The sequence below is a fragment of the Fischerella muscicola PCC 7414 genome, from assembly GCF_000317205.1.
Taxonomy (GTDB): Bacteria; Cyanobacteriota; Cyanobacteriia; order Cyanobacteriales; family Nostocaceae; genus Fischerella; species Fischerella muscicola.
In genome coordinates this window covers 38,502-62,209 of record NZ_AJLK01000033.1, presented here as the reverse complement: position 1 = coordinate 62,209, position 23,708 = coordinate 38,502, and the positions used below count along the sequence as shown (strand labels likewise).

Below are 23,708 nucleotides of genomic sequence, written 5' to 3'. Positions count from 1 at the left end.
AAACTAAGGCTTTTAGGTGTCTTGAGTACGTACGCATTCTTGAGAAAAAGTTGCCAACGAATGAGTGAATTGAATCATCCTTTAACAAAGCGCAGTAAATCTGCGTTTTTTTCTATTTCTCAATTGTGGGTAAAGAGATTAGGACTACTACTCTACCACACAAGTTTTGACAGCTTGCGAGACCTCAGATCCCCGACTTTTTAAAAAAGTCGGGGATCTAGCCAAACTGTCAAAATCAATTTGGTGAACTACTATTTAATAATTCAATTTGCTAAATGAGCGATCGCACCTTGTATCCTTTGACAATTCACATCTAGTTTGAAAAGAAGGCAAATGGCAGAAGGTATTAGGCTTTAGAAATAACCAATGTACAGACGTGCCATGGCACGTCTGGTACAACCACTAACAACTAACTACTAACTATTAACTTTTGTGCAATAAATGCCAGCATTCCTCAGCGATCGCCCAATCTTCTTGAGTTTGGATGACTAAAACGCGAATACTGGAATCTACTGCTGCAATATCTTCATCTTTGGGTGAAGCTTGATTTTTGGTTTCATCAACTTTTAGTCCTAAAAAGGCAAAGGCTTCACAGGCTGCTGATCGCGTTAAGGAATGATTTTCCCCGATGCCACCAGTAAACACAATCGCGTCTAATCCTCCCAGTACAGCCAACATCGAACCAATGTGCGATCGCAATCTATGAATATACATATCAAAAGCTAACTGGGCACGGGTATTACCTTCGCCAATAGCAGTTTGGATAGCACGCATATCACCAGAAATGCCTGAAATGCCTTTTAACCCAGAGTCGTGATTGAGAATATCATCTAATTTGTCAGCATCTATTCCTTGATGGCGTAAAAGGTAAATTAAAATACCAGGATCGAGAGAACCGCAACGAGTCCCCATCATCAACCCATCCAAGGGAGTAAATCCCATTGTTGTATCAATACTTTTGCCATCTTTAATTGCTGTCAAAGAGCAACCATTGCCTAAATGACATGTAATCAGGCGCAAGGAATTTAAGTCTTTGCCTAATAATTGTGCTGTCCGTTGGGAACAATACTGGTGACTAATACCGTGAAAACCGTAACGACGGATACCTTCTTTTTCATACCATGCATAAGGACCGGGGTAAACAGCCGCGCTTAGAGGGATTTGGCTGTGAAAGCCTGTATCAAATACTGCCACTTGGGCAGCCTCAGGAAATACCTTCTCAGTTGCTTCTATTCCCTCCAAATTGGCTGGATTGTGAATTGGGGCAAAACTTGCTAAACGTCTGATGGCTGCTTTGACTTCTTTTGTCACTAAAGTTGCCTGATTATATTCTTGACCACCATGTACTACCCGATGACCAACAGCATCAATTTCCTTAGCTTCTTTGATTACCTGTGTTTCACCCTCAAGCAGAGTCTGTAACACACGTTCAGTTACAGATGTATAGGAATCAGCCTGAATTTTTTCTTTGCAAACTGCGTTCTCAGCAGTTTTAACTTCGAGTTCAGCAAATCCTTGATGATGAGTCCAGTCTACACTAGCTTGCCAAACTGGTTTTGGTGGATGCCCTGGTAACTGCTGCCCAACTATTTCATATAAACAACTTTTCTGGCTACTTGACCCAGAATTAAGTACTAAAATTTTCATAATTAGTTAGTGGTTAGTTGTTAGTGGTTGGTTGTTGTTTGTTGTTTGTTATTTGTCGGTGGTTAGTGCTTAGTAGTTATCTCTTACTCCTCACACTCCTGACACTCCCCATCTCCCCACTGCCCCTAATCCCCACGACCGACAGGGAGTGGGGGCCGGTGAGTTCCCCACCTCCCCACCTCCCCACCTCCTAAGTCCCTGGTCGTAAGCGCAATTCTTCTGGCATATAATTACGATCGCCTAATACTTGCAGCATCGGGCCATGAATATCAAATTTGACGATGCTGACTGAGGTAGCTGGCATATCGATGCGATCGCGATAGCGTCCTAAATCAATACCTAATAAGTTGCAAAGTACAATTCGGATAGTTGCTTTATGAGAAACTACTAAAACATTACCTTCTGGATATTTTTCCTGAATTTCTGCAATCACAAGGGAAGCACGACTAGCAATTTGTACTGCTGTTTCTCCTCCTGTAGGTGGGTTCCAAGCTGGTTCGGCTAACCAACGCAGGTAATCATCTAGGTAGTACTGCTTGACAAAATCGACATTTTGACCTTCCCATTTGCCATAATTAATTTCTTTTAGCCCATCCCGCAGTTCCATTTTCATCCCTATGGCATCACACAATGGTTTGGCTGTAGCAACGGTACGCTTTTTGGGACTGGCATAAATTGCTGTCCAAGGTATGGAACTGTGTGCTTCGGCGAATGCTTTAGCCATGAGTGTTCCTTCTGGTGTTAACTCTGGGTCTAGCTCTCCACAGTATCCCCCAGTTTGGCTGTAAATTGTTTCGCCGTGCCGCAGCAAATATAGTTTTAAAACCACAGAATTTCCCCTATAAATTTTTGATCTCACACCTTTTGTCGGAGACCTGAAGTGAATTGAATGACAAGTGAAAGGCTACTCCTAATCCACCTGCCATTTCTTCAGGAGTGATGATCCCATCATGATTTACATCTAGAGCATCGAATACTGCATCGATTCCTGTCCACTCTTCACGACTGATGAAGCCATCACCGTCGAAGTCGTAGACTCGAAAGATGTTTCCTAAACTGAGACAGCTACAGCTATTTATATACTTGTTTTCTAAACATTCCAACCATTGTGCTAAAAGTTTTTCTAGAGCAACCAGTGTTTTTGACATACCAACAATTCCCTCTTCTAGTTTTTGGTATGCCATGCGATCGGCTTCATGCATATTGTAAAAAGTGTATTTATCAACATGTATTTTTCTGAAATGAGCTTCGGCAGCATGAGCCGGAACAAGTTGACGTGGCAATTCTCCTGTTGTGGATTGCAATTTTTCCAGCAGCACGGGTGAAATTGCTAGTAAGTCACAACCTGCTAATTCTGCAATTTGATCAATGTTACGAAAGCCAGCCACCATAATTTGGGTTTGATAGCCAAATTTTTTATAGTAGTTATAGAATTGGCTGACTGATAGAACTCCCGGATCTCTTGCGGCTGGATAAAACTCACGTCCCGATTCTTTTTTGAACCAATCTCCAATTCGCCCTACCAAAGTAGAAACTAAAGTCACACCAGCTTCCGCACAGGCGATCGCTTGATGAATACCAAATAGTAAGTTTAAATGACAATGAATCCCTTCTTTTTCTAAAACCTCAGCTGCACGAATGCCCTCCCAAGTAGAGGCAATTTTCATTAAAATTCTTTCTCTAGAAATATTATTTGCTTCGTACAGAGAAACAAGATAACGCGCTTTGGCAATGATTGCTTCCGTATCGTAGCACAATCGCGCATCAATTTCTGTTGATACTCGACCTGTGATTGTTTGGAGAATTTTCTGTCCAAACCACACAAGCAAACAATCTACTGCTAAAGACACAATCTGATCAATTGTTGCTCCTGCATCTGCATCTTGCTTTGCTTGCAACAAAGTTTGATGAAATATATCTTCGTATTCAGGCATTTGAGCAGCAGCAGTAATCAAAGCAGGATTGGTTATAGCATCTTGCGGCTTCAAATTTTCAATTGCTCTGATATCCCTCGCATCTGCAACCACAATGGTTATTTGCTGTAGTTGCTCTAGCCAAGTTTTAGACATCTTTCCATACCCTAAAGTCAAAAGTTTGTAGAAACGCAGTTCATCGCATCTCTACAAAAGTTAAAAATCCTTTTAGTTAAAGCTTTTCACTGATTATCTGTTGAATATATTTATCTTTGTCATAAGTGATTAATATAGTAGGTTAGGAATAAATATCTAGTAGACAAAGGTTAAAAAACTAAACTTACTAGCTTGCGTGAGACTGCTATCAAACAGCCTACCAGCATTGCTGATTTTTGATAATCATCTATTTGATAGATATTGTAATTTTTGATGAATATTGAAACTGAATGCAAGAACAGATAAGCCACTTAAGCATTTACTTTTTATTGTTTAAAGATGTATAAAAAGTTAATTATTCTGAAATTCAGAACTTTGAGAATAAACCAATAAATAATTATTTCAAAATAAATTTAGTTAATTTGGCATCGGAATACTATCAATCCAAGCAGTTAGTCAATACTAATTTGGAATAGTAAAAATATTTTCATAATGTAAAGATTTAATGATTTTCCCTTAATTAAGTTAACTGGCTTATCTGCCATTGAATATCAAAATTTCAAGATGAAACTTTATCAATAAAGAAGGCAAAAGGTACTAAATCTTTTTTGGTCTCCGTAACTGCTTAGAACCAATTGGCCCTAGAAGTTGATTGAGGGCGCGCAGTTGTTCTGGTGTACCCATAGCAATTAACACATCTGCGGGCATAAATACTGTATCAGGAGTGGGACCGCCGATGAGAGTGCCATCATTGCGCCGGACAGCAAGTATTAATGCACCTGTTTGCGCTCGCAACCTAGCTTGTCCTAAAGTCATTCCTACCACTGGACAAACTTTTGGATCAAGCAAAAATTCTTCCATGTATAACTGTCGGTCTGTACCTGAGATAATTCCGTCCACAAAGTCCATAACTTGGGGTCTGAGGGCAGCCGCCGCCATGCGCTTCCCACCAGTAATATAAGGAGAAATAACAGCATCTGCACCAGCGCGTTGCAACTTTTGCAAAGCTTCTTCTGTACTAGCGCGGGCGATCGCTCGAATGCCTGGGTTCAAAAATTTTGCGGATAAAACTATGTATAAATTTTCTGCATCAGAAGGAAGGGCTGCAACTATACAAGTTGCTCTTTCAATACCTACTCTTATGAGGGTTTCATCTAACGTAGCATCGCCCTGGTATATAGTATAACCCTGCTCCTGTGCTTTCCGTACAGATTCAACATCAGAGTCAATAACCACAAAAGAGACGCCTTCTGCTTGAAATTCTGTGGCAATTTGTCGACCAGTCCGACTAAATCCACAGATGATGTAATGCCCTGATAAAGATTCCATTGCCCGCCGCACTTGTCGAAGTCGAATTCCTTCTTGAAAGTAGCCTTGAATGACTGCTTCTGTAAATCGGTTGACGATGTAACCGATAGTGATTACCCCCATTAAAATTAGGGCGATGGTAAATAATCGTCCTCGATCGCCTAGTGGTCTTGTTTCACCATAGCCCACAGTAGCTAAGGTGATGATTGTCATATATGCTGCATCTTGCCATGACCAGCCCTCAACTAGGGCGTACCATAGAGTACCAATCAGAAAGACACCACCAAGAGCAATTGCCCCTGCCATTAACTCTTTTTGGATGCGTTGATATTTCTGTTCCAGAGTTGAGTACACAATTATTCACCATCGCCACTCGTTTTGAGGATAACTGAGTGACAGCTTAAGATGAAGTATGAGGTAAAGATAAGAAATTTTGACAGATTTCTATCAGACCAGTGAATCACCCTACAATAAAGAATTTAGGGAGCTAAGCAGGTGAGCCTAGAAACTCTTGTTCAACAACACCCCATTACTTCAGAGTCAGGTTCTGCATTATCTAGCGCCTTTGATGCTGATAGTTTTGATGCAGTTGTTATGTCTACCTATGGGCGGTTTCCCCTCGCTTTGGAACGAGGTGCAGGCTGCCGCGTTTGGGATACCCAAGGACGGGAATATCTCGATTTTGTCGCAGGAATCGCCACATGTACCTTAGGACATGCTCATCCAGCAATGGTAGAAGCGGTGACACGACAGATGCAAAAACTGCATCACGTTTCTAACTTATACTACATCCCTGAACAGGGAGAATTGGCAAAATGGATAGTTGAGCATTCCTGTGGCGATCGCGTGTTTTTCTGCAATTCGGGGGCAGAAGCAAACGAAGCTGCAATTAAACTAGCGCGTAAATACGCACATATACTGTTGCAAATCGAACGTCCTATTATTCTCACCACTCACTCCAGCTTCCACGGACGAACACTAGCAACTATTACCGCCACAGGCCAGCCGAAGTATCAAAAGAACTTTGATCCCTTAGTACCGGGATTCCACTATGTACCATACAACGATATTGCAGCGGTAGAAGCAGCAATTAGCGAATTGGATGAAGGTGATTACCGCGTTGCTGCGATTCTGATTGAACCATTACAAGGAGAAGGCGGAGTTCGTCCGGGAGATGTCGACTACTTCCAGAAATTACGGCAAATTTGCGATGAGACAGGCGTCTTACTGATTTTCGATGAAGTGCAAGTCGGGATGGGGCGCAGTGGCAAGTTATGGGGTTATGAATATCTTGGCGTAGAACCGGATATCTTTACCAGTGCCAAAGGTTTGGGTGGCGGTGTTCCCATTGGCGCAATGATCAGCAAAAAATTCTGCGATGTCTTCCAACCAGGAGAACATGCTAGCACCTTTGGCGGCAATCCTTTGGCCTGTGGTGTGGCTTTAGCTGTCTGCCAAACCTTAGAAAAAGAGAATATTTTACAGAATGTTCAACAACGGGGTGAACAACTGCGAACTGGTTTAAGAGTGTTGGCTAGCAAATATCCAAATCACATCGTTGATGTACGCGGTTGGGGTTTAATCAACGGTATGGAATTAAAAGCAGACATTGAACTTACCGCAGGCGATGTCGTCAAAGCAGCTATTAACGAAGGTTTGTTACTTGTACCAGCCGGGGCTAAAGTCATCCGGTTTGTACCACCCTTAATTGTGAGTGAAAAAGAAGTAGATACGGCGTTGCAGATTGTTGATAAAGTAATGGCAAGTGTAACTGTCTCATAAGTTCGTAGTAAGCGCTACTCTGCCTTGAAGCCGCTTCGCGTCTACAGCGCTTACTACAAATAGTTTTATTCTGAGTGTCTTTGTGTCTTTGTAGTGAAAAAACCATTTTTGCAACAAGAAGACACTAAGACACCAAGAAAAGATAAACACAGATTTATGAAAAGATTTTTAGCATTATGCCTTTTAAGTTTTGCTTTAATAGTTACACTAGCTAGTTGCCAAACAGGGAAAATAAGTAGTGTTGGAGGGGATATTGTTGTTGCTTCTAAAGGTTTTACTGAACAAGATATTTTAAGCGAACTTTTAGCACAACAAATAGCAGCTACAACTAATTTAAAAGTTGAGCAACGCCGTTTTACTAGTGCTTTGGTGACTCATAATGCTCTGGTTGCTGGCAAAATCGATGCTTATGTAGAGTACACAGGTACAGCATTTGTAACTATATTAAAACAGAAAGATATTAAAGATCCAAAAATTGTTTATGAAAAGTTAAAACAAGCCTACGCCCAGAAATTTAATTTAGAAGTGATGCCACCTTTGGGTTTTGAAAATACTTTTGCGATGGTGATACGTGGTGAAGATGCAAAGCGCTATAATCTGAAAACTCTCTCTGAAGCTGCTCAATATACACCTCAATGGCGGGGTGGTTTTGGTTATGAATTTATGGAAAGAGAAGATGGTTTTCCAGGTTTAGCCAAAACCTATAATTTACGTTTTGCTCAATCTCCCCGGATTATGGATTTAGGATTAATATATCGGGCGCTATTGCAAAAACAAGTTGATATGATTAATGGTAATTCCACTGATGGTCAAATATCTCGGTTAGGGTTGGTAGTGCTAAAGGATGATAAACAGTATTTTCCACCTTACCAAGCAGTAGCGATCGCACGTCAACAAACATTACAAAAGTATCCCAAGTTAAGAACTGCTATATCCCAACTTAGTGGCAAGATTTCAGCTGACGAAATGCAGCAAATGAATTATTTAGTTGAAGGGGAGTTGCGTGATATTAAAGAAGTTGTGAGTGAGTTTAGAAAATCGAAAGGATTATGAGGATTTTAAACTGAAATACGTCTAATCTAACTTCGCAGCAATGACAAAGTATTTTTGGGTAAACGAACACAGATAAACACAGATGCACACCGATAGACTATCTGTGTTTATCGGTGTGCATCTGTGTTCGATATTTCAAAACCATTCCTCCCCCACCACTAACTCACATCAGACATAAAATCATACTATTCACAGCAAACTTAGTTTATGTTTTCTAAACTCCATATTATTCCAACAACCATAAACACTCTAATTTTAGGAATATACACTACTAGTGGCAGTGCTATTGCCCAAACTCTAACTTTGACACCAAATTTAATTGGCTTTACTACACCCGAAGGGGAAAAACTATTAATTAACAGTCGTTCTCGGCAAGACTTCTTTCCTCTCAGCACACAATTTGTCACTCAAAATAATCAAGCTTACTGTGGAGTTGCCAGCATAGTTATGGTGCTGAATAGTTTGGGAGTTCCTGCACCGGAAGCACCCGAATATAAACCGTATAAAGTATTTACTCAGGAAAACTTTTTTAACAACGAAGCGACACGAAAAGTTATCAGTCCTGAAGTTGTTGCTCGTATGGGAATGACATTAAACCAAATGGGGCAACTACTAGCAAGTTACGGCGTTAAAGTACAAGTCTACCACGCTGCTGATACTAGCTTAGAAAAGTTTCGTAAACAAGCAGCAGAAAATTTAAAACAGCCTGGTAATTTGATTTTAGTGAACTATTTACGTAAAGAAATTGGACAAGAAAAAGGCGGACATATTTCCCCGTTAGCTGCTTACAATGAACAAACAGATAGATTTTTAATTATGGATGTATCCCGTTACAAATATCCGCCTGTTTGGGTAAAGACAACAGACTTGTGGAAGGCAATGAATACTATTGATGCAGTTTCAGGTAAAACCCGGGGGTTTGTATTTGTTAGTAAAGGAGAAAATGTCAGGTGAAAGGTTAAAAGATGATTGAAAACACAGTTCGCAACCAATATGATCAAGTAGCAGCCGTTTACGATCTCCGATGGAAAAGTTATATTTCTAAGACACTGTCCTTTCTCAAAACCTGGGCAGAGATATCACCCTTGGATAGTGTACTTGATGTGGCGTGTGGCACTGGTGAGTTTGAAAGGTTACTGTTGAGTGAACATTCAACACAACACATTGTTGGAATAGATATTTCAGAGAAGATGCTGGCAATAGCTAAACAAAAATGTAGTCCTTACCCTCAAGTCGAGTTTTATACCGCGACTGCAAAAGCATTACCATTTGCCAGCAATAGTTTCGATGTGATTGTATCTGCCAATTCATTTCATTACTTTGATGAACCAGCTGCTGCATTAACAGAGATGAGACGTGTCCTTAAGCCTGAAGGTAAAGTTATCATTCTGGATTGGTGTAGAGATTATTTGCTTTGTAAAATTTGCGATATTATACTTAAGATTTTTGATCCGGCTCATAAGCAGTGTTACACCCAAGCTGAATTTCACCACTTGCTTGAAAATAGTAATTTTGTGATTCGTCGTTCAACAAGAGTTCGTTTCGATATTCTCTGGGGATTAATGATAGCTACAGCTAGCAAAAAGACTTAAGCTACTCATCCAAATAATCACCACCAGAACCATATTTCCAAGCATCAACCCAGCGATGCCAATAGTATTTAGGAATGTTGGGTAAATATTTCTCCCAAGGTTCTAATCTTTGACTGAGCCAAAATAGCGCCGAATATACGCCTAAATTTCCGTAATGTACCATCCAATCTAATAAGGCTGGTAAACCTACTTGGGAGATAACTTTAGCAACAATACCTGGATGGGCAACACTTGTTTTTAATAAGGTTTGTGTTAGGGCAGGAAACTGTACGATATCTTGTAAAAATGGTTTTAAAACCATGTCACCCGATTGTTGCATTTGTGAAAATACTGCTGATAGCAACTCATTAATTTGTTCAGGAGCAATTTTTTGATTGACACCAACACTCATGGCCTTTTGAAATAGCCAAGTTACACTCAAGCTAGGTTGATATGGTTGCAGTAGTGCTAACGCATTAGCAGATAGTTGATCAGTTTGCAGTGCTTCATGAATACCTTGGGTTAATCTGTACAAGTGACGCACCATCGCCCCAAAGCCACCAAAACTTAAAGGAGATTGATTTCCACTACTATCTCCGATGGGGAGAATGCGACTCCAAGGTGTATGCAGTGGGCTTTGACGATAGGAGGGAAAGAAACCAAATAGCGCCCGTTGGAATGTTAGTTGTGACAATTCCACACCTTGATATTTTGGCATGAAGCGCAGATATTCTTCAAACAAAGCTTCTAATCCTATGTGTTGTGGATCTGCATCCATATAGGTAAACATGTAAGTAGTTCTGCCATCTCTAGCAGGAAAAGCTTCCCAAAAGTATTGGCACTGCTTTTGAATCGGTGTAAAAGATAAAATTAAATCGCCAGTGTGATTTTCTGGAAAACCTTGGGCACAACTACCAACTACCAAACACACCGCATCTGGTTTTCGTCCTTGTCGCGCTTGTTGGGTAATGGGAGAAAAGTGTCCCATTGCATCGATTAACAACCTAGCTTTGTATTGATTGTTGACTATCACTCCATCTGGGTGAACTACCGCTTCTACAAAAGGTGTGTTTTCAAATAAATTTCCACCAGCTGCCAGAAATTTTTGTTTTAAAGTTTCCAGTAAATACACTGGATCTATACCAATATTTAATACATTTTCTACCCAAATCTCGACGCGGTTATCAAAGCCAACTCTGGCAGGGTTGTATTCTGTAGCGATCGCTTTTTCTAATTCTGCATCTGTTAATAGAGATAATTCTAAGAATACTTGCAATTCTTTACGGGAAATATTCCATTCTTGATCTCTCCCCCGCAATCTACCCCGTTCTATCAATGCTACCCGCAATCCTTGCAGGGCAAGGGCGCAGCCAATTAAAATCCCTAAAGTACCACCGCAAATTAAAATATCCCAATCGACAGCACCCAACTCTTGTTGATTTTCTCTGACTACCGTCGGTACTGGAACTTTACCTTCTCTCATGGATGATAAAATGCGATCGCTACGACGCAATCCCCCTAAAACATCACCTGGTAATTGCGAAAGAATTTCTTCAGTTAAAGACATAGAACTTGATTCCAGCAAAGTCACTGATTTTGATCGTAGCGACTCCACAAGCATAGGGTGGTAACTGTTACCTTTGTGAACTTTGTGTCTTCGCGGTTAAAAAATATTGATTTTGAGCAGTACAAATATCATATCTCGGTATTTTATCAGCATGAGTTTTTTCATTTCAAAAAAAATTTAATTATTCTGCTTTTTTGTAAAAAAATAATGAAGATGTCTCTGACACTATTTCTGAATAGCAAAAAATAATTAGGTTTAAAAGTACATGTAATATAGTGCAACTAAATTGTTTGTCTGTTGAGCAACAGCTAGTGATTGGTAACGTCAGCATATGAAAATAGCCTTCATAGTTAATAAATTTCCGGTCATATCGGAAACATTTATTTTGAATCAAATTACAGGCTTAATTTGCCGAGGGCATGAAGTTCATATTTACGGTTATAGACCTGATGATACTACTAAATTTCATCCAGATGTAGAAAAATATGACTTGCTAAAATGCACTTTTTATGCTCCTCACATGCCTCATAATAAACTTTGGCGGCTGCTCAAAGCACTGTGGTTAATTATTACAAATTTTCATAAAGCTCCATTAGTAATATTGCGATCGCTCAAATTTTTAAAGTTCAACAAAGATGCACCAGTTCTAAGAATTTTATACTCAATTATTCCTTTGTTAGATGCAGAACCATACGATATCATTCACTGTCAATTTGGCATCCTGGGCAACGAGGGAATAATTTATCGTGAAATTGGTGCGATCAAAGGTAAGTTAGTGACTTCTTTTCGGGGCTATGATATCAGCTGGTATGTCAAAGAGTATGGAGAGAAAATATACAATCAACTGTTTCTCAAAGGAGATTTTTTTCTAGCAAATTGTGAGTTTTTTCGTCAGCGAGCAATTCAACTAGGTTGTGATGAAAAGAAAATAATTGTTCACGGTTCTGGAATAGATTGTAGTCGATTTACTTTTCGGGTACGCAAGCCTGTAGCAGATGGCAAAATCTGTATTGCTACGACTGGTCGCTTGGTTGAAAAGAAAGGAATAGAGTATGCCATTCGTGCCGTTGCCAAAGTATTAAAAACCTATCCCAACCTAGAATACAATATCATTGGCGATGGACACTTAAAAGCACATTTGCAGCAAGTAATTACAGAACTGGATGCGGCAGAAAAAATCAAGCTCTTAGGTTGGAAAAATCAACAAGAGATTATTCAAATTATCGATAATACTCACATTTTTATTGCTCCCAGTGTCACCGCTAAAGATGGTAATCAAGATGCTCCTGTAAATACCCTCAAAGAAGCAATGGCTATGGGTTTACCAGTCATTGCTACTCGGCACGGTGGCATTCCAGAACTAGTTCAAGATGGTATTTCTGGTTTATTAGTTACAGAGCGAGATGCAGATGCGATTGCAGATAAACTAACTTATTTAATTGAGCATCCAGAATTATGGGAACAAATGGGTAAAGCTGGTCGTGCTTATGTAGAAAAGCATTACGACATTAATCACCTCAATGATGAACTAGTAAAAATTTATCAGCAAGTCATAGTAGATAAATTACAGCCATGCTCAGAGCAAAGCATAGATTCCATCGCTAGTCCTAAATACACCTAAAAGAGATAAAGGCTAGTCAAAATTCTTCACAACAGTTCACTTAACTTTTTTCTGCATATTTCAAAAAGGCTGAAACCATGAATCAATCTCAAATTCTTGAGCCAGAAGTTACTATTGTCGTTGTTCCTCGTGAGCGTTTTAGCTACACTCGTGAATCCTTGGAAAGTATTTACGAAAACACAAATAACCCCTTCAAGTTAATCTATGTTGATGGAGGTTCACCTACTCACATCAAAAATTACCTCGCAACTCAAGCAGTTGAGAAGAAATTTCAACTAATTCGCACTGATCACTACCTTTCCCCCAACCATGCTAGAAACATCGGTTTACGTCAAGTTAACAGTAAATATGTTGTCTTTATAGATAACGATGTTGTAGTTACACCTGGTTGGTTGCAGCCATTGATAGATTGTGCTGAAGCAACTGGGGCCACTATAGTTAGTCCCCTCATCTGTCAATACCTACCACTACACACAGAAGTGCATTGTGCAGGTGGAGAATCTGGTGTGAAAGTAGAAACTAAAGGCGAGACTACCAGACGGCGAATAATTGAAAAAATTTATAAGCAAGGACGGAAAGTAGCAGATGTACGTCCCCAACTGCAACGGCAACAAACCGGGTTAGCAGAGTTTCACTGTATGATGGTACGCACAGAAATATTTGATCAGATTGGTCTTTTAGATGAAGGACTGTTGAATACGAAAGAACACGTAGATTTGTGTATTATGGTTAACGAGGCTGGCGGTACAGTCTACTTGGAACCTGAATCCTTAGTAACCTATGTACCAGGCCCGCCCTTAAAATGGACAGACCTACACTTTTATATGCTGCGGTGGAGTGATGCTTGGGAACTAGCAAGTTTGAAACGCTTACGTGATAAGTGGAATCTGAGCGAAGATGAATACTTCCAAAACAAGTACAAACGCTTAGGATGGCGGCGAGATATGACAATTGTCAACCCCCTCGTCCGTAAACTTCCCCTTGGCAAACTTGGCTCTCGAGTGGTAGGGAAAATTCTCCGACAAATAGATAAGGCGTTAAACCATTATCTTACCTCTCGCTATGCAAAAAAATACTTGCAAGGATCGCCAAATCAAATCCCTCCACAACAGCCACCAACATCTACTATGACGGCCTCATCCCAGAGTTAATCAGGGTGTGCCTGCCAAACCAAGGACACAACCTCCATGCAAAAAGAATCTGTGCTTACTAATAATTCCCCATTAATGATGCGGCCTCACCGTCGCCAGTTTGTGATTGGACCAGAAAGTTTTCGTGTATATGAAGACTGGCATTGTTGCCAGTTCGACGCCTCCACATGGATTTCCTATTGTCCCGAACTCCTTGCTAGTTGGACAACCGATGCAAACGGGACTACTTGGGTAATCTTGGGAGTGGCTGTGGAAACCCTAGAATCCCGTTCCGAACCACTAGCAGAGATTGCTCAGACAGCCAGCGCCGATGTACCTAACCTCTATGCCAGTTGGGCAGGTCGTTGGGTGTTAATCGGTAATGGCAAGGTACACATGGATGCCTCCGGCCTTCTCGGTTGCTTTTATGGAACAACACGCGACGGTCAAGTCTGGGTATCAAGTAGTCCAGCTTTACTTGCTGATATACTGTCACCCAAAGCTGATTCTCGGCAGTTATATTACCAACAAGGGCTGTCGTGGTTTACACCACCACTTTCACGCTTTGTAGACATCAGTCGTCTTTTACCTAGTCAAGTTATTGAACTCAAAGACGGTAGCATTCAACCCCGACCTTTGCTACCGCCAATCAATCCTGATCTTGACTATGAAGAGGCTTTGGAACTGTTGAGCCAAAGTATGATCACAGCACTGCGGCGACTTTATCAAAAACAAAGCAAAGTGTGGTTAGGACTTTCGGCGGGTGTTGATTCACGATTAGTACTAGCAATGGCATATCGTGGCGGTATCAACATCGCACCCTTTACCCGGATTGCTGCCAGAATGTCAGTAGCCGATCGCATTCTCCCAGCTACCCTAGCAAAAAAACTCGGATATAAGCACATCTTTTTGCATGGACGCAACAGTCAAGCCAACCGTCAGCATCTCGTTACTGAACATAGCGCAGGACATGTTTCACAGGGTGACGCCTTGCCTTTTCTCCAAAGTGTACGAGATTCCCTAGAGGGAATTTCTGTTGGTGGTTGGTGCATGGAAGTGGGTAAAGCAATGTGGCGTAATTCTCTGCCTAATACCATAGACGACACCGAAATCTGCACCCAACAAATTGCCCAAACCTATGGCGAACCGTTGAACTCAAGTGCGATCGCAGGTATACGTCAGTGGTTAGAATGGGTGAAGCAAACTCCCCAAGCACATATGGATTGGCGAGACAGGTTTTACATCGAACAACGCCTAGCCGGCTGGCAAAGTTCCAAAGAACAATTGTATGACCTTAGTAATATCCAGAGAATCCCCATTGTTAACGCTGCTCGCACCTATGCTTTAATGCTTAGTATTGCCGAAAACCGTCGCCTCAATGGCAAGTATCAGCTCGATTTGATTTCTCAAGCTGTCCCTCATCTATCTTGTTACCCTTGCAACCCCAGTGACAAATATTTTGGCAGACTCCGGGCAATCATCATCAAATCTTCATATGACCCTTTATATATACCCCGAAGCGTTGCCAGAAAACTGCGATCGCGGTAGTCTTTTTTATTGTCAGTAAATAAAAATCCAAATCTTGCCACATCACAGTCTAAATTGACAATATCTCAGTCAATAGAAAAGTGGATAACACCCACCTGTGATTGGCAATTAATACAGTGTAGTAGGGTGAAAAACTTTGAAGCCAAACATGCATTCAAAACATCAGCTACCTGAGGTGATTCATACACCAGAAAGTAGCCTGAAACATCCCCTCCGATTACTCCAACAAATGTGGCGAGACTTACTCGCTTCTCGTGAACTCGCCTGGCGACTAATGGTACGTGATATTAGTGCCCAGTACCGTCAATCATTTTTAGGAATAGCCTGGGCTTTCTTACCCCCTATTGTCATGGCAGCTAGTTTTACCCTTGCCAATAATGCCCAAGTTATTAATGTCGGGGTGACAGATATACCTTATCCAGCTTACGTCATGTTCAGCACTGCTCTGTGGCAAACATTTGTAGAAGCATTAAACGGCCCAGTGCAAGCCGTGACAGTTGCCAAGCCAATGTTAGCCAGAGTTAATTTCCCTCGAGAAGCACTGATTTTAGCAAAGCTAGGCGAAGTGTTTTTTAACTTTGGCATAAAAACAATTTTGATAGTGGCATTATTTATATTTTTTCGTGTTTCCGTAAGTTGGACGGTGATTATAGCGCCAGTAGCATTAATTCACCTAGTTTTACTAGGAACATTCATTGGTATTTTATTAGCCCCTTTTGGAGTTTTATATCAAGATATATCCAAAGGGCTAAGTTTAATCACAGGATTTTGGCTATTTTTAACTCCAGTAGTCTATGCAGTTCCTAACGAAGGAACATTTGGATATTTAGTGAAGCTTAATCCTGTAACTCCTCTATTAGTCACAACTCGAGAGTTAGCAACCACAGGAGTAGTATCAGAACCTTTAGGATTTTGGGTAGTCAGTACAATTACTATTATTGGTTTACTACTGACTTGGATCGCTTTTCGTCTTGCCATGCCTTTCGTAGTTGAAAGAGTAAGTTCTTAATCATGACTGATTTAATCGAAAAAAAGATTTCTATCCAGCCTCAAGACGATTCTGAGGTAGTAATTTCAGTAGAGAATGTTTCTAAAAAATTTTGTAGAAACTTAAAAAAATCTTTATTATATGGTGTGCAAGATATCACCACAGAACTGTTTGGCGTCAATAGAAACAGTGATGTCTTAAGACCAAAAGAATTTTGGGCACTGAAAGATATTAGCTTTCAATTAAGACGAGGAGAAGCACTAGCGTTAATAGGCTCAAATGGAGCTGGTAAAAGTACCATACTACGCATTATTAGTGGCTTAATTAAGCCCGATACTGGCAGAGTCAGAGTTAGAGGTAGAATAGCACCATTAATTGCCTTAGGAGCAGGGTTTAATCCAATTTTGACAGGGCGAGAAAATATTTATGCTAATATGTCAATTTTGGGTCTATCTACAAAAGAAATTGAAGAAAGATTTCAGGATGTCATAGATTTCGCTGAAATTGCTGATGCTATTGATGCACCTGTACAAACCTATAGTTCTGGTATGGCAGCACGACTAGGATTTGCTTGTGCTGTCCATATAGAGCCAGACATTTTACTAATTGATGAAGTCTTAGCAGTTGGAGATATTAAGTTTAGAATGAAATGCCATCGCAGACTAGCTAAACTTCGAGATAACGGCACTGCTTTTATTTTAGTTTCTCATAATCCACCAGCTATTTTAAATGTCTGTACTTCGGCAGTGTATATATCAAAAGGTAAATTAATTACTACCGGCGATATAGATACTGTAGTGCGTAAATATGAAGAAGATTTGTGTCTAGCTGGGACAGAAAAATCTCCAGGTTATTTGGTTTTGCCGGATAAATCTGAGAGTGAAAGCACAGGTATAGATATTACTTCTGTATATTTTAAAGATGCACAAGGCAATATTGTAGCAACACCTACAAGTGGTGAGTCTATTTCTCTATGTGTAGAATGCAAAGCACATCGGAGAGTAACTAATGCTAATTTATGCGTCACAATTACAGATGTTGGTGGAGAAAATGGACGGATCTTATATCTCACTGCTGCCAACGATAATGAGTATTTAGAGGTCTTACCAGGCAAAAATGAACTACAAATGTATATGCCTTTTTGCTGTTTGAATCCTGGTGTCTACAATACTAAAGTTTTTATTAAAGAAGGTGCTTACTCTTTTGATGCAGTCGAATCTTTTAGATTTACAGTGAAATCAAATACGATTACTAGTCAATCTTTATTTTATCAACCCCGAGAATGGAAAGTTATGAATTAAATAGTACTGCAACCAAGCGTTTATTGTGTCAAATTTTTAATAGTACTATATTAAGTTTAGCTAGTTGCTTACAATCTTATGCTTCGTTGTTGATCATTGGTTTTTCTTATTACCTATTACCAGCCTACGTGACAGTATAAGCATTCAAACGAACATGATATTGGATATGTTCGTTAACATCTCTTCATGAGAAATCAAAGGACACGAGCAATCATATCAACATGATTTCCATTAAATATTGCAATCGCAAAAATATTTTATGGAAAAATTTATATTTCCTGGTTTAACCATTGCTATATTCAAAATATTAACTGTATCTTGCATAATTTCAAAACCATATTATTTCTGTGGTTTTAATTATTGATGAATATATTCCAACACATCCAGTCAAATACAAATGCCAAAACTTGTCTCAATAATCATTCCTTGTTTTAATGCAGAAAAATGGTTGCAGGAAGCAATTGATAGCTGCTTACAGCAGACATATCCTCATCTCGAAATTATTGTTATTGATGATGGTTCAACTGATAATTCATTAGAAATTATCAAAAGCTACGGTGATAAACTTATCTGGAAATCTCTACCTCATCAAGGCGGAAATCATGTCAGAAACTATGGCTTTCAGATATCAAAAGGAGAGTATATCCAGTACCTAGATGCAGATGACTATATATTACCTGAAAAAATTGCCAGACAAGTAAGTTATTTAGAAACGACTGGAGCAGATGTTGTTTATGGTGATTGGAGACATCAATATCACAATTCAGATGGAACAAGTTTTTTAGGTCGCATAGAAATTGCTGCAACACAAGCTGATATTCTTGAGTCGTTACTAGCAAATTGGTGGACTGCGGTTGCTTCTTTACTCTACAGAAGAAGCGCCATCGAAAACAGTGGTGGATGGGATGAAAGCTTATCAGCTGCACAGGATCGAGATTTTTTCTTATCAGTAGTAATGAATGGTGCCAAAGTAGTATATCAACCAGGTTGCTATTCAGTGTATAGAAGATACGGCAATGTGACAGTTTCCACTTGTAGCAAATCTCGTTGGATAGAATCCCAAAGTTTAGTATTACAAAAAGCACAAAACAAGCTAATACAGTCAAACCAATTAACAATTAAGTATCGTTGTGCATTAGCTTTATCTTATTTTGAACTGGCACGAGAATCATTAAAAGTTGACTATGGAATGTACCTGCAATTCTTGGAAAAAACTTTAATATTATCTCCTGATTTTAAACATAACAGTCAACGAACAGCATATAATTTGATTCAAAATGTTTTTGGATTTAGACATACAGAAAGAATATTTTTTATAATGTTGTTTCTCAAAAAAATTATCAGTTCCCTGAATCAATACTTGCTCAACACAAAAAGAAAATTCAGTGTAATATCATAGTTAGTAGAAAATAGAACGCAATGAGGCTGCTCTCTCGTTCTAACTTTCATATAGGAAATACAAATGAATCGTTCAAAAATTGTCGCAATTATTACAGGCGTTTTTTCTTTGATTTTAGCGATCGCTTACCTGCTTCTAGTACAAATACTAGACTTTCGCGGCGAAATGAAACCCGCTCCTATCAGTGAAATAGAACAGCCAGTATCAATAGTTACCTCAACCTCTACAAACAACTGACTCAACTCGTAGCATCTACAGTCAATTACTCAAACCAAATCCCCAACTACTTATTATCCAAAGTTTCAATCAACAAATCTACTTGCTGTTGTCGCTGACGTAAAAAACTTTCACACTCACGCAAATACTCAACAGCTTGAGCAAATTGCTCAAACACATCAGCCAATTCCAACTCACCCCCCTCAATCCGATCAATAATACCCTCTATCTCAGCAACCTTCGCCTCATAATTCCAGACCTCAGCCTCTACAGACTTAGAATTAGAAGAATTAGCACGTCTAGCCATCAAACTCTCTGCGTCCTCTGCGTCTCTGTGGTTTAAACTTCTTACTCTTTTTTACCCGTAACCCTTACTTTCACCTCACCCTGACCCAACTGTATCACCAACTCCTGCCCCATAGCTAACTCACTCGCATTGCGAACAATCATCCCATCTTCTTGCCTGACTACCGCATAACCACGGTGTAACACAGCCTTGGGGTCAAGAGTTGTTAACTTCTGTCGTAACATCTCCAAATGTTGAGTAGCTTGTTGTAACTTACCAGACGTAATTTGCACCAATTTCTGACGTTGCCAAATCAGCGCCTGCATTTGTTGCTGTACCTGCTTATCCAACCGTAAACGCTGCAAACGTTCTCGCAGTCCTTGCAGTTGATCATCAGCCGTTTCTAACTCCCGTTGCACAGCTTGCTGCAAACTCACAACTCTGTGTTGATGCTGATTATATAAATCCGCCAGTGCCGGAACAACTCGTTCTGCCGCCGCAGTGGGAGTATGCACATTCTCATCTGCAACTAAATCTACCAAAGACTCATCCCTTTGATGCCCAATTCCAGTAATGATAGGAATTGTACAATTAGCCACTGCTCGCACTACCCGCTCATCATTAAAACAAGCCAATTCCTCCACCGCACCCCCTCCCCGCGATAAAATGATCACCTCAGCTCGTCCATCTCTTTCTACCCGTTCAATAGCCTTAACAATAGACTCCGGTGCTTGCTCACCCTGAACTGTCGCAGGAGAAAATAAAACATGTAAACCAGGGTATCTTTGTTTGAGAGTCTTTTGGATATCCCCCCAAGCAGCAGCAGTGGGTGAAGTGACAACAGCAATTGTTTGGGGATGAGAAGGAAGCGATCGCTTCCTTTGTGGATCAAGTAATCCTTCTGCTTCTAGACGGTTTCGCAGTTGTTGGTAACGTAGCGCCTGCAAACCCACACCAGCAGGTAAAGCTTGCCAAACAGAAAGTTGATATTCACCCCGTGCTGGGTATAGCCTTATACTGCCCAAAACAATCAACTGCTCACCCACAGTTGGTCTTTGCATTAGTTTAGGTAATTGCCCACTCCATACCACACATTTAATTGCTGCTTGGCCATCAGGATCTTGCAAAGTAAAAAATAAGCCACTGCGGTGGTTGTTAGCACTAGAAACTTCTCCAATTACCCAAATTTGCCGTAATTGTTCATCTTGTTCTAGTAGCAAGCGGATATAGTCAGTCAAACCAGCGACGCTAACAGCTGTATCAGGAATCAAAAAGTCAGTAAAATCAGCAGTCATTCGATTTTGGATTTTAGATTTTGCGAAAAGTTTGTAGACACGAAGTGGCTTCCCTAAGGGTGCGGAGGTTTCCTCCGTACTCTAACCTTGAAGCCGCCCTGCGGGCGTCTACAAAGCAGCGTCCCGGAGGGAACCTCAAAGCTTTTCAAGACGGATTTTGGATTCGTTCCGGGACTTGTACTGGTGTAAGATATCAGTCAACAATGTTCTGTAAATAAACGTAAAAATATGCTTGTACTAGCATTTGAGCAGGCATCTAGCTACTACATGTTGCATAATAACCAAGATAGACAATACAAAATTTAATACCAAATACCAATTTTAGAAATGATTGCAACAGGATCTACAGAACCTATACCCAGATTAGATGTCCCATTCTAAAATCCAAAATGGTATAATCCCCAGTCCTAGCAATTATTGATCAGCCCGCGCTAAACTATGTAGCGATTAGCCGCAGGAAAATGTCAAAATAGTATATCTGTTCTATTAAATCTTCCCAAGCAACACTCCCTAAATCCATATATATAGAGGTAGGAATGGCTGTTAATACTGATAATGCTGGCAAGCAAAAAGCGCTCAACATGGTACTCAACCAGATTGAGCGTACTTTTGGCAAAGGAACAATCATGCGCTTGGGCGACGCTACCCGGATGCGGGTAGAAACCATTTCCAGTGGGGCGCTGACATTGGATTTGGCATTAGGCGGTGGTTTACCCAAAGGTCGAGTGATAGAGATTTATGGCCCAGAAAGTTCTGGTAAAACGACATTAGCACTACACGCCGTTGCAGAAGTACAAAAAAATGGCGGTATTGCTGCCTATGTTGATGCAGAACACGCCCTCGACCCCACCTACGCCGCAGCTTTAGGTGTAGATACAGAAAACTTATTGGTTTCTCAACCAGATACAGGAGAAGCAGCATTAGAAATTGTCGATCAACTCGTTCGCTCAGCAGCAGTAGATATAGTTGTCATTGACTCGGTAGCAGCCTTAGTTCCTCGCGCGGAAATCGAAGGTGATATGGGCGATGCCCACGTTGGTCTTCAGGCAAGATTGATGAGCCAAGCTCTGCGTAAAATAACTGGTAATATTGGTAAATCTGGTTGCACAGTAATTTTCCTCAACCAGTTACGACAAAAAATTGGTGTTAGCTACGGTAATCCAGAAACTACAACTGGTGGTAATGCTCTTAAATATTACGCTTCGGTACGCTTGGATATTCGTCGGATTCAAACCCTGAAAAAAGGAACCGAGGAATTTGGTAATCGCGTCAAAGTCAAAGTTGCTAAAAATAAAGTCGCGCCACCTTTTAGAGTTGCAGAATTTGACATTATTTTTGGTAGAGGTATTTCTACCTTGGGTTGTCTTGTGGATTTAGCAGAAGAAACTGGCGTACTCAACCGCAAGGGAGCATGGTATAGCTACAATGGCGACAATATTTCCCAAGGTCGAGATAACGCCATTAAGTACTTAGAAGAAAAACCGGAATTTGCTGAACAAATTAAGCAAATAGTACGGGAAAAATTAGAAAAAGGAGCTGTTGTTTCCGCTAACTCTGTTAGGAAGACAAACGAAGACGAAGACGAAGATATGGATGATGCTTCTGAAGAAGAATAGTATTGGTTAGTGGTTGTACCAGACGTGCCATGGCACGTCTGTACAGTAGTTATTAGTTAGTAGGTACAGACGCGATGTTCCTCGCGTCTGTACATTAGTAGTCAAAAACTAACTGCTAAGTGCTAAGCATTTTCTGCCAGAAAAACACGAACCCCGACTTCTCAAAGAAGTCGGGGTTATGTAGTCAAAGTTAATAAAATAATCATCAAATCTGTAAAAACAGTCATTATATAGAATTACTAGGCATTTGTTTACTGAAGAAATTATCTAAAATTTCTGATTGCTGTTTTTGACTTAGCGATACTGCAATTTCTTCACTATTAATTATTGGAATCTCTCTCAAAGCTTCTAAAGTATTATCTAAGTTCTCCAGAGATACTTTTCTATTTATTTGTGCCTCATCACCATCACCACTTTTGCGTGTAACTAGTTGCATCAATAACTCAACTGCAACTCTAGGCAATACTTGGGGTGGTGTCAAATTCATATAAAAAGAAAAAGTCATGCTACCTAGCCGAATATGATCACCATCTTGTAGTTTGATTGGGCGATAAACAGGTTCGCCATTCACAAAAGTACCATTGGTACTACTAAAGTCAACAAGGTAAAAGCCTGAGTAATCAGCATTTTCAATATACTGAATAGCTGCATGACGTCGAGACACGCGTTTGTCACAAACACAAATACCACAGGTGCGATCGCGCCCTATAGTCCAAATATACTGTGGTTGTAATAATGTTTGCGTCTTACTCTCACATAAATTAGTAATAACATAAACAGCAGAACCATCAATTACACCTTGTAGATAACACCCCTGCACTCCTGTAGACGACGGCTGAGGTAAATTTTCTAACTGAAGAATTTCATCTAAAAAGCTACTATGGTGTTCATACAACTTAAGGAATACTTGATATAAACTCAGCCGCTTTTCTAATTCATTTTCTGAAAATTCAGCAATCATATATTAGCCTTTATATTGCTAAAAAATATCTATTTTTGAAGTCAGTTATGAACAATTATTCTGAATCTTATAATCTGAAACAGTGTCTGACATGCTTGATGCTGTAAGTTTAAGCATCAAGCAATAGACAATCATGAACTTTTCCCTCTCCCAGATTAAAGTTTCTCTTCAGTTTAAAGTAACCGCAATACTACTTAATGTTGAGAAAAGATTTAGAATATTTGCTTTAGTTAGCTTAATAATATATAGCAATCCTATATGATTTGTGAGAATAGCAAAGCCCAGATCCCCGACTTATTTAAGAAGTCGGGGATCTTGTCTTTCACGAATGATTTAGGAATGTTATATGA

The 23,708-nt window shown here is 40.1% G+C and carries 20 protein-coding genes; 12 read left to right on the top strand and 8 right to left on the bottom strand.

Annotated features, from left to right (window positions below):
• Positions 1-423: 423 nt before the first annotated feature.
• The 4 genes from UYI_RS0104910 to UYI_RS0104895 form a co-directional block, all read right to left on the bottom strand.
• Positions 424-1,647, bottom strand: a complete 1,224-nt coding sequence (locus UYI_RS0104910; RefSeq protein WP_016865560.1) for an acetate/propionate family kinase — start codon at positions 1,645-1,647, stop codon at positions 424-426.
• A 190-nt stretch (positions 1,648-1,837) separates the two neighbouring features.
• Complete coding sequence (locus UYI_RS0104905) at positions 1,838-2,476, bottom strand: histidine phosphatase family protein (protein ID WP_016865559.1); 639 nt, start codon at positions 2,474-2,476, stop codon at positions 1,838-1,840.
• A 10-nt stretch (positions 2,477-2,486) separates the two neighbouring features.
• Positions 2,487-3,716, bottom strand: a complete 1,230-nt coding sequence (locus tag UYI_RS0104900; protein ID WP_016865558.1) for a transaldolase — start codon at positions 3,714-3,716, stop codon at positions 2,487-2,489.
• 597 nt (positions 3,717-4,313) lie between these two features.
• Positions 4,314-5,378, bottom strand: a complete 1,065-nt coding sequence (locus UYI_RS0104895) for a potassium channel family protein (protein WP_016865557.1) — start codon at positions 5,376-5,378, stop codon at positions 4,314-4,316.
• Positions 5,379-5,519: 141 nt separating this feature from the next.
• Here UYI_RS0104895 and UYI_RS0104890 point away from each other — a divergent pair, with 141 nt between their 5' ends.
• The 4 genes from UYI_RS0104890 (at position 5,520) to UYI_RS0104875 (ending at position 9,451) form a co-directional block, all read left to right on the top strand.
• Positions 5,520-6,806, top strand: a complete 1,287-nt coding sequence (locus UYI_RS0104890; RefSeq protein ID WP_016865556.1) for an aspartate aminotransferase family protein — start codon at positions 5,520-5,522, stop codon at positions 6,804-6,806.
• Positions 6,807-6,962: 156 nt separating this feature from the next.
• Positions 6,963-7,859, top strand: a complete 897-nt coding sequence (locus UYI_RS0104885) for a glycine betaine ABC transporter substrate-binding protein (protein WP_026085743.1) — start codon at positions 6,963-6,965, stop codon at positions 7,857-7,859.
• A gap of 207 nt (positions 7,860-8,066) precedes the next feature.
• Positions 8,067-8,813, top strand: a complete 747-nt coding sequence (locus UYI_RS0104880) for a phytochelatin synthase family protein (RefSeq protein WP_016865554.1) — start codon at positions 8,067-8,069, stop codon at positions 8,811-8,813.
• Positions 8,814-8,824: 11 nt separating this feature from the next.
• Positions 8,825-9,451: a class I SAM-dependent methyltransferase gene (locus UYI_RS0104875; RefSeq protein WP_016865553.1), complete on the top strand. Its 627-nt coding sequence runs from the start codon at positions 8,825-8,827 to the stop codon at positions 9,449-9,451.
• 1 nt (position 9,452) lies between these two features.
• On the opposite strand, the gene UYI_RS0104870 is transcribed toward UYI_RS0104875, so the two are convergent.
• A complete protein-coding gene (locus UYI_RS0104870) occupies positions 9,453-10,997 on the bottom strand; it encodes an FAD-dependent oxidoreductase (RefSeq protein ID WP_016865552.1) in 1,545 nt (514 codons plus the stop codon).
• 331 nt (positions 10,998-11,328) lie between these two features.
• Between UYI_RS0104870 and UYI_RS0104865 the strand changes: the two genes are divergently transcribed.
• The 7 genes from UYI_RS0104865 to UYI_RS37930 all read left to right on the top strand — a co-directional run bounded on the left by UYI_RS0104865 (position 11,329) and on the right by UYI_RS37930 (position 19,221).
• Positions 11,329-12,618 carry a glycosyltransferase gene (locus UYI_RS0104865; protein ID WP_016865551.1) on the top strand — a complete coding sequence of 430 codons (1,290 nt, stop codon included), beginning with the start codon at positions 11,329-11,331 and terminating at the stop codon, positions 12,616-12,618.
• A 77-nt stretch (positions 12,619-12,695) separates the two neighbouring features.
• Positions 12,696-13,769 carry a glycosyltransferase family 2 protein gene (locus UYI_RS0104860; protein WP_016865550.1) on the top strand — a complete coding sequence of 358 codons (1,074 nt, stop codon included), beginning with the start codon at positions 12,696-12,698 and terminating at the stop codon, positions 13,767-13,769.
• A 36-nt stretch (positions 13,770-13,805) separates the two neighbouring features.
• Positions 13,806-15,296 carry an asparagine synthetase B family protein gene (locus UYI_RS0104855; RefSeq protein WP_016865549.1) on the top strand — a complete coding sequence of 497 codons (1,491 nt, stop codon included), beginning with the start codon at positions 13,806-13,808 and terminating at the stop codon, positions 15,294-15,296.
• A gap of 148 nt (positions 15,297-15,444) precedes the next feature.
• Positions 15,445-16,305 carry an ABC transporter permease gene (locus UYI_RS0104850; protein ID WP_016865548.1) on the top strand — a complete coding sequence of 287 codons (861 nt, stop codon included), beginning with the start codon at positions 15,445-15,447 and terminating at the stop codon, positions 16,303-16,305.
• Between the two features lie 2 nt (positions 16,306-16,307).
• Positions 16,308-17,585 (top strand): ABC transporter ATP-binding protein, encoded by a 1,278-nt coding sequence (locus tag UYI_RS0104845; RefSeq protein ID WP_016865547.1) that lies wholly within the window; start codon positions 16,308-16,310, stop codon positions 17,583-17,585.
• A gap of 397 nt (positions 17,586-17,982) precedes the next feature.
• Positions 17,983-18,984, top strand: coding sequence for a glycosyltransferase family 2 protein (locus UYI_RS0104835; protein WP_016865545.1), 1,002 nt, complete (start codon positions 17,983-17,985; stop codon positions 18,982-18,984).
• A gap of 63 nt (positions 18,985-19,047) precedes the next feature.
• Positions 19,048-19,221 carry a hypothetical protein gene (locus UYI_RS37930; protein ID WP_016865544.1) on the top strand — a complete coding sequence of 58 codons (174 nt, stop codon included), beginning with the start codon at positions 19,048-19,050 and terminating at the stop codon, positions 19,219-19,221.
• 46 nt (positions 19,222-19,267) lie between these two features.
• On the opposite strand, the gene xseB is transcribed toward UYI_RS37930, so the two are convergent.
• The gene (gene xseB / locus UYI_RS0104825; RefSeq protein ID WP_016865543.1) at positions 19,268-19,507 is read right to left on the bottom strand and encodes an exodeoxyribonuclease VII small subunit; all 240 of its coding nucleotides are present in this window, start codon (positions 19,505-19,507) and stop codon (positions 19,268-19,270) included.
• Between the two features lie 41 nt (positions 19,508-19,548).
• The gene (xseA, locus tag UYI_RS0104820; RefSeq protein ID WP_016865542.1) at positions 19,549-20,781 is read right to left on the bottom strand and encodes an exodeoxyribonuclease VII large subunit; all 1,233 of its coding nucleotides are present in this window, start codon (positions 20,779-20,781) and stop codon (positions 19,549-19,551) included.
• 536 nt (positions 20,782-21,317) lie between these two features.
• Here xseA and recA point away from each other — a divergent pair.
• Positions 21,318-22,397, top strand: coding sequence for a recombinase RecA (gene recA, locus UYI_RS0104815; protein WP_016865541.1), 1,080 nt, complete (start codon positions 21,318-21,320; stop codon positions 22,395-22,397).
• A 226-nt stretch (positions 22,398-22,623) separates the two neighbouring features.
• On the opposite strand, the gene UYI_RS0104810 is transcribed toward recA, so the two are convergent.
• Positions 22,624-23,358 carry an FHA domain-containing protein gene (locus UYI_RS0104810; protein ID WP_016865540.1) on the bottom strand — a complete coding sequence of 245 codons (735 nt, stop codon included), beginning with the start codon at positions 23,356-23,358 and terminating at the stop codon, positions 22,624-22,626.
• Positions 23,359-23,708 lie beyond the last annotated feature (350 nt).

Bases quoted from the DNA above. Each gene is read 5' to 3' on its own strand.
- UYI_RS0104865 (WP_016865551.1), top strand. From the start codon at position 11,329: ATGAAAATAGCCTTCATAGTTAATAAATTTCCGGTCATATCGGAAACA.
- UYI_RS0104910 (WP_016865560.1), bottom strand. From the start codon at position 1,647: ATGAAAATTTTAGTACTTAATTCTGGGTCAAGTAGCCAGAAAAGTTGT.
- UYI_RS0104855 (WP_016865549.1), top strand. From the start codon at position 13,806: ATGCAAAAAGAATCTGTGCTTACTAATAATTCCCCATTAATGATGCGG.
- UYI_RS0104850 (WP_016865548.1), top strand. From the start codon at position 15,445: ATGCATTCAAAACATCAGCTACCTGAGGTGATTCATACACCAGAAAGT.
- UYI_RS0104845 (WP_016865547.1), top strand. From the start codon at position 16,308: ATGACTGATTTAATCGAAAAAAAGATTTCTATCCAGCCTCAAGACGAT.
- UYI_RS0104835 (WP_016865545.1), top strand. From the start codon at position 17,983: ATGCCAAAACTTGTCTCAATAATCATTCCTTGTTTTAATGCAGAAAAA.
- UYI_RS0104880 (WP_016865554.1), top strand. From the start codon at position 8,067: ATGTTTTCTAAACTCCATATTATTCCAACAACCATAAACACTCTAATT.
- xseA (WP_016865542.1), bottom strand. From the start codon at position 20,781: ATGACTGCTGATTTTACTGACTTTTTGATTCCTGATACAGCTGTTAGC.
- UYI_RS0104860 (WP_016865550.1), top strand. From the start codon at position 12,696: ATGAATCAATCTCAAATTCTTGAGCCAGAAGTTACTATTGTCGTTGTT.
- UYI_RS37930 (WP_016865544.1), top strand. From the start codon at position 19,048: ATGAATCGTTCAAAAATTGTCGCAATTATTACAGGCGTTTTTTCTTTG.
- UYI_RS0104885 (WP_026085743.1), top strand. From the start codon at position 6,963: ATGAAAAGATTTTTAGCATTATGCCTTTTAAGTTTTGCTTTAATAGTT.
- UYI_RS0104870 (WP_016865552.1), bottom strand. From the start codon at position 10,997: ATGTCTTTAACTGAAGAAATTCTTTCGCAATTACCAGGTGATGTTTTA.
- recA (WP_016865541.1), top strand. From the start codon at position 21,318: ATGGCTGTTAATACTGATAATGCTGGCAAGCAAAAAGCGCTCAACATG.
- xseB (WP_016865543.1), bottom strand. From the start codon at position 19,507: ATGGCTAGACGTGCTAATTCTTCTAATTCTAAGTCTGTAGAGGCTGAG.
- UYI_RS0104875 (WP_016865553.1), top strand. From the start codon at position 8,825: ATGATTGAAAACACAGTTCGCAACCAATATGATCAAGTAGCAGCCGTT.
- UYI_RS0104900 (WP_016865558.1), bottom strand. From the start codon at position 3,716: ATGTCTAAAACTTGGCTAGAGCAACTACAGCAAATAACCATTGTGGTT.
- UYI_RS0104810 (WP_016865540.1), bottom strand. From the start codon at position 23,358: ATGATTGCTGAATTTTCAGAAAATGAATTAGAAAAGCGGCTGAGTTTA.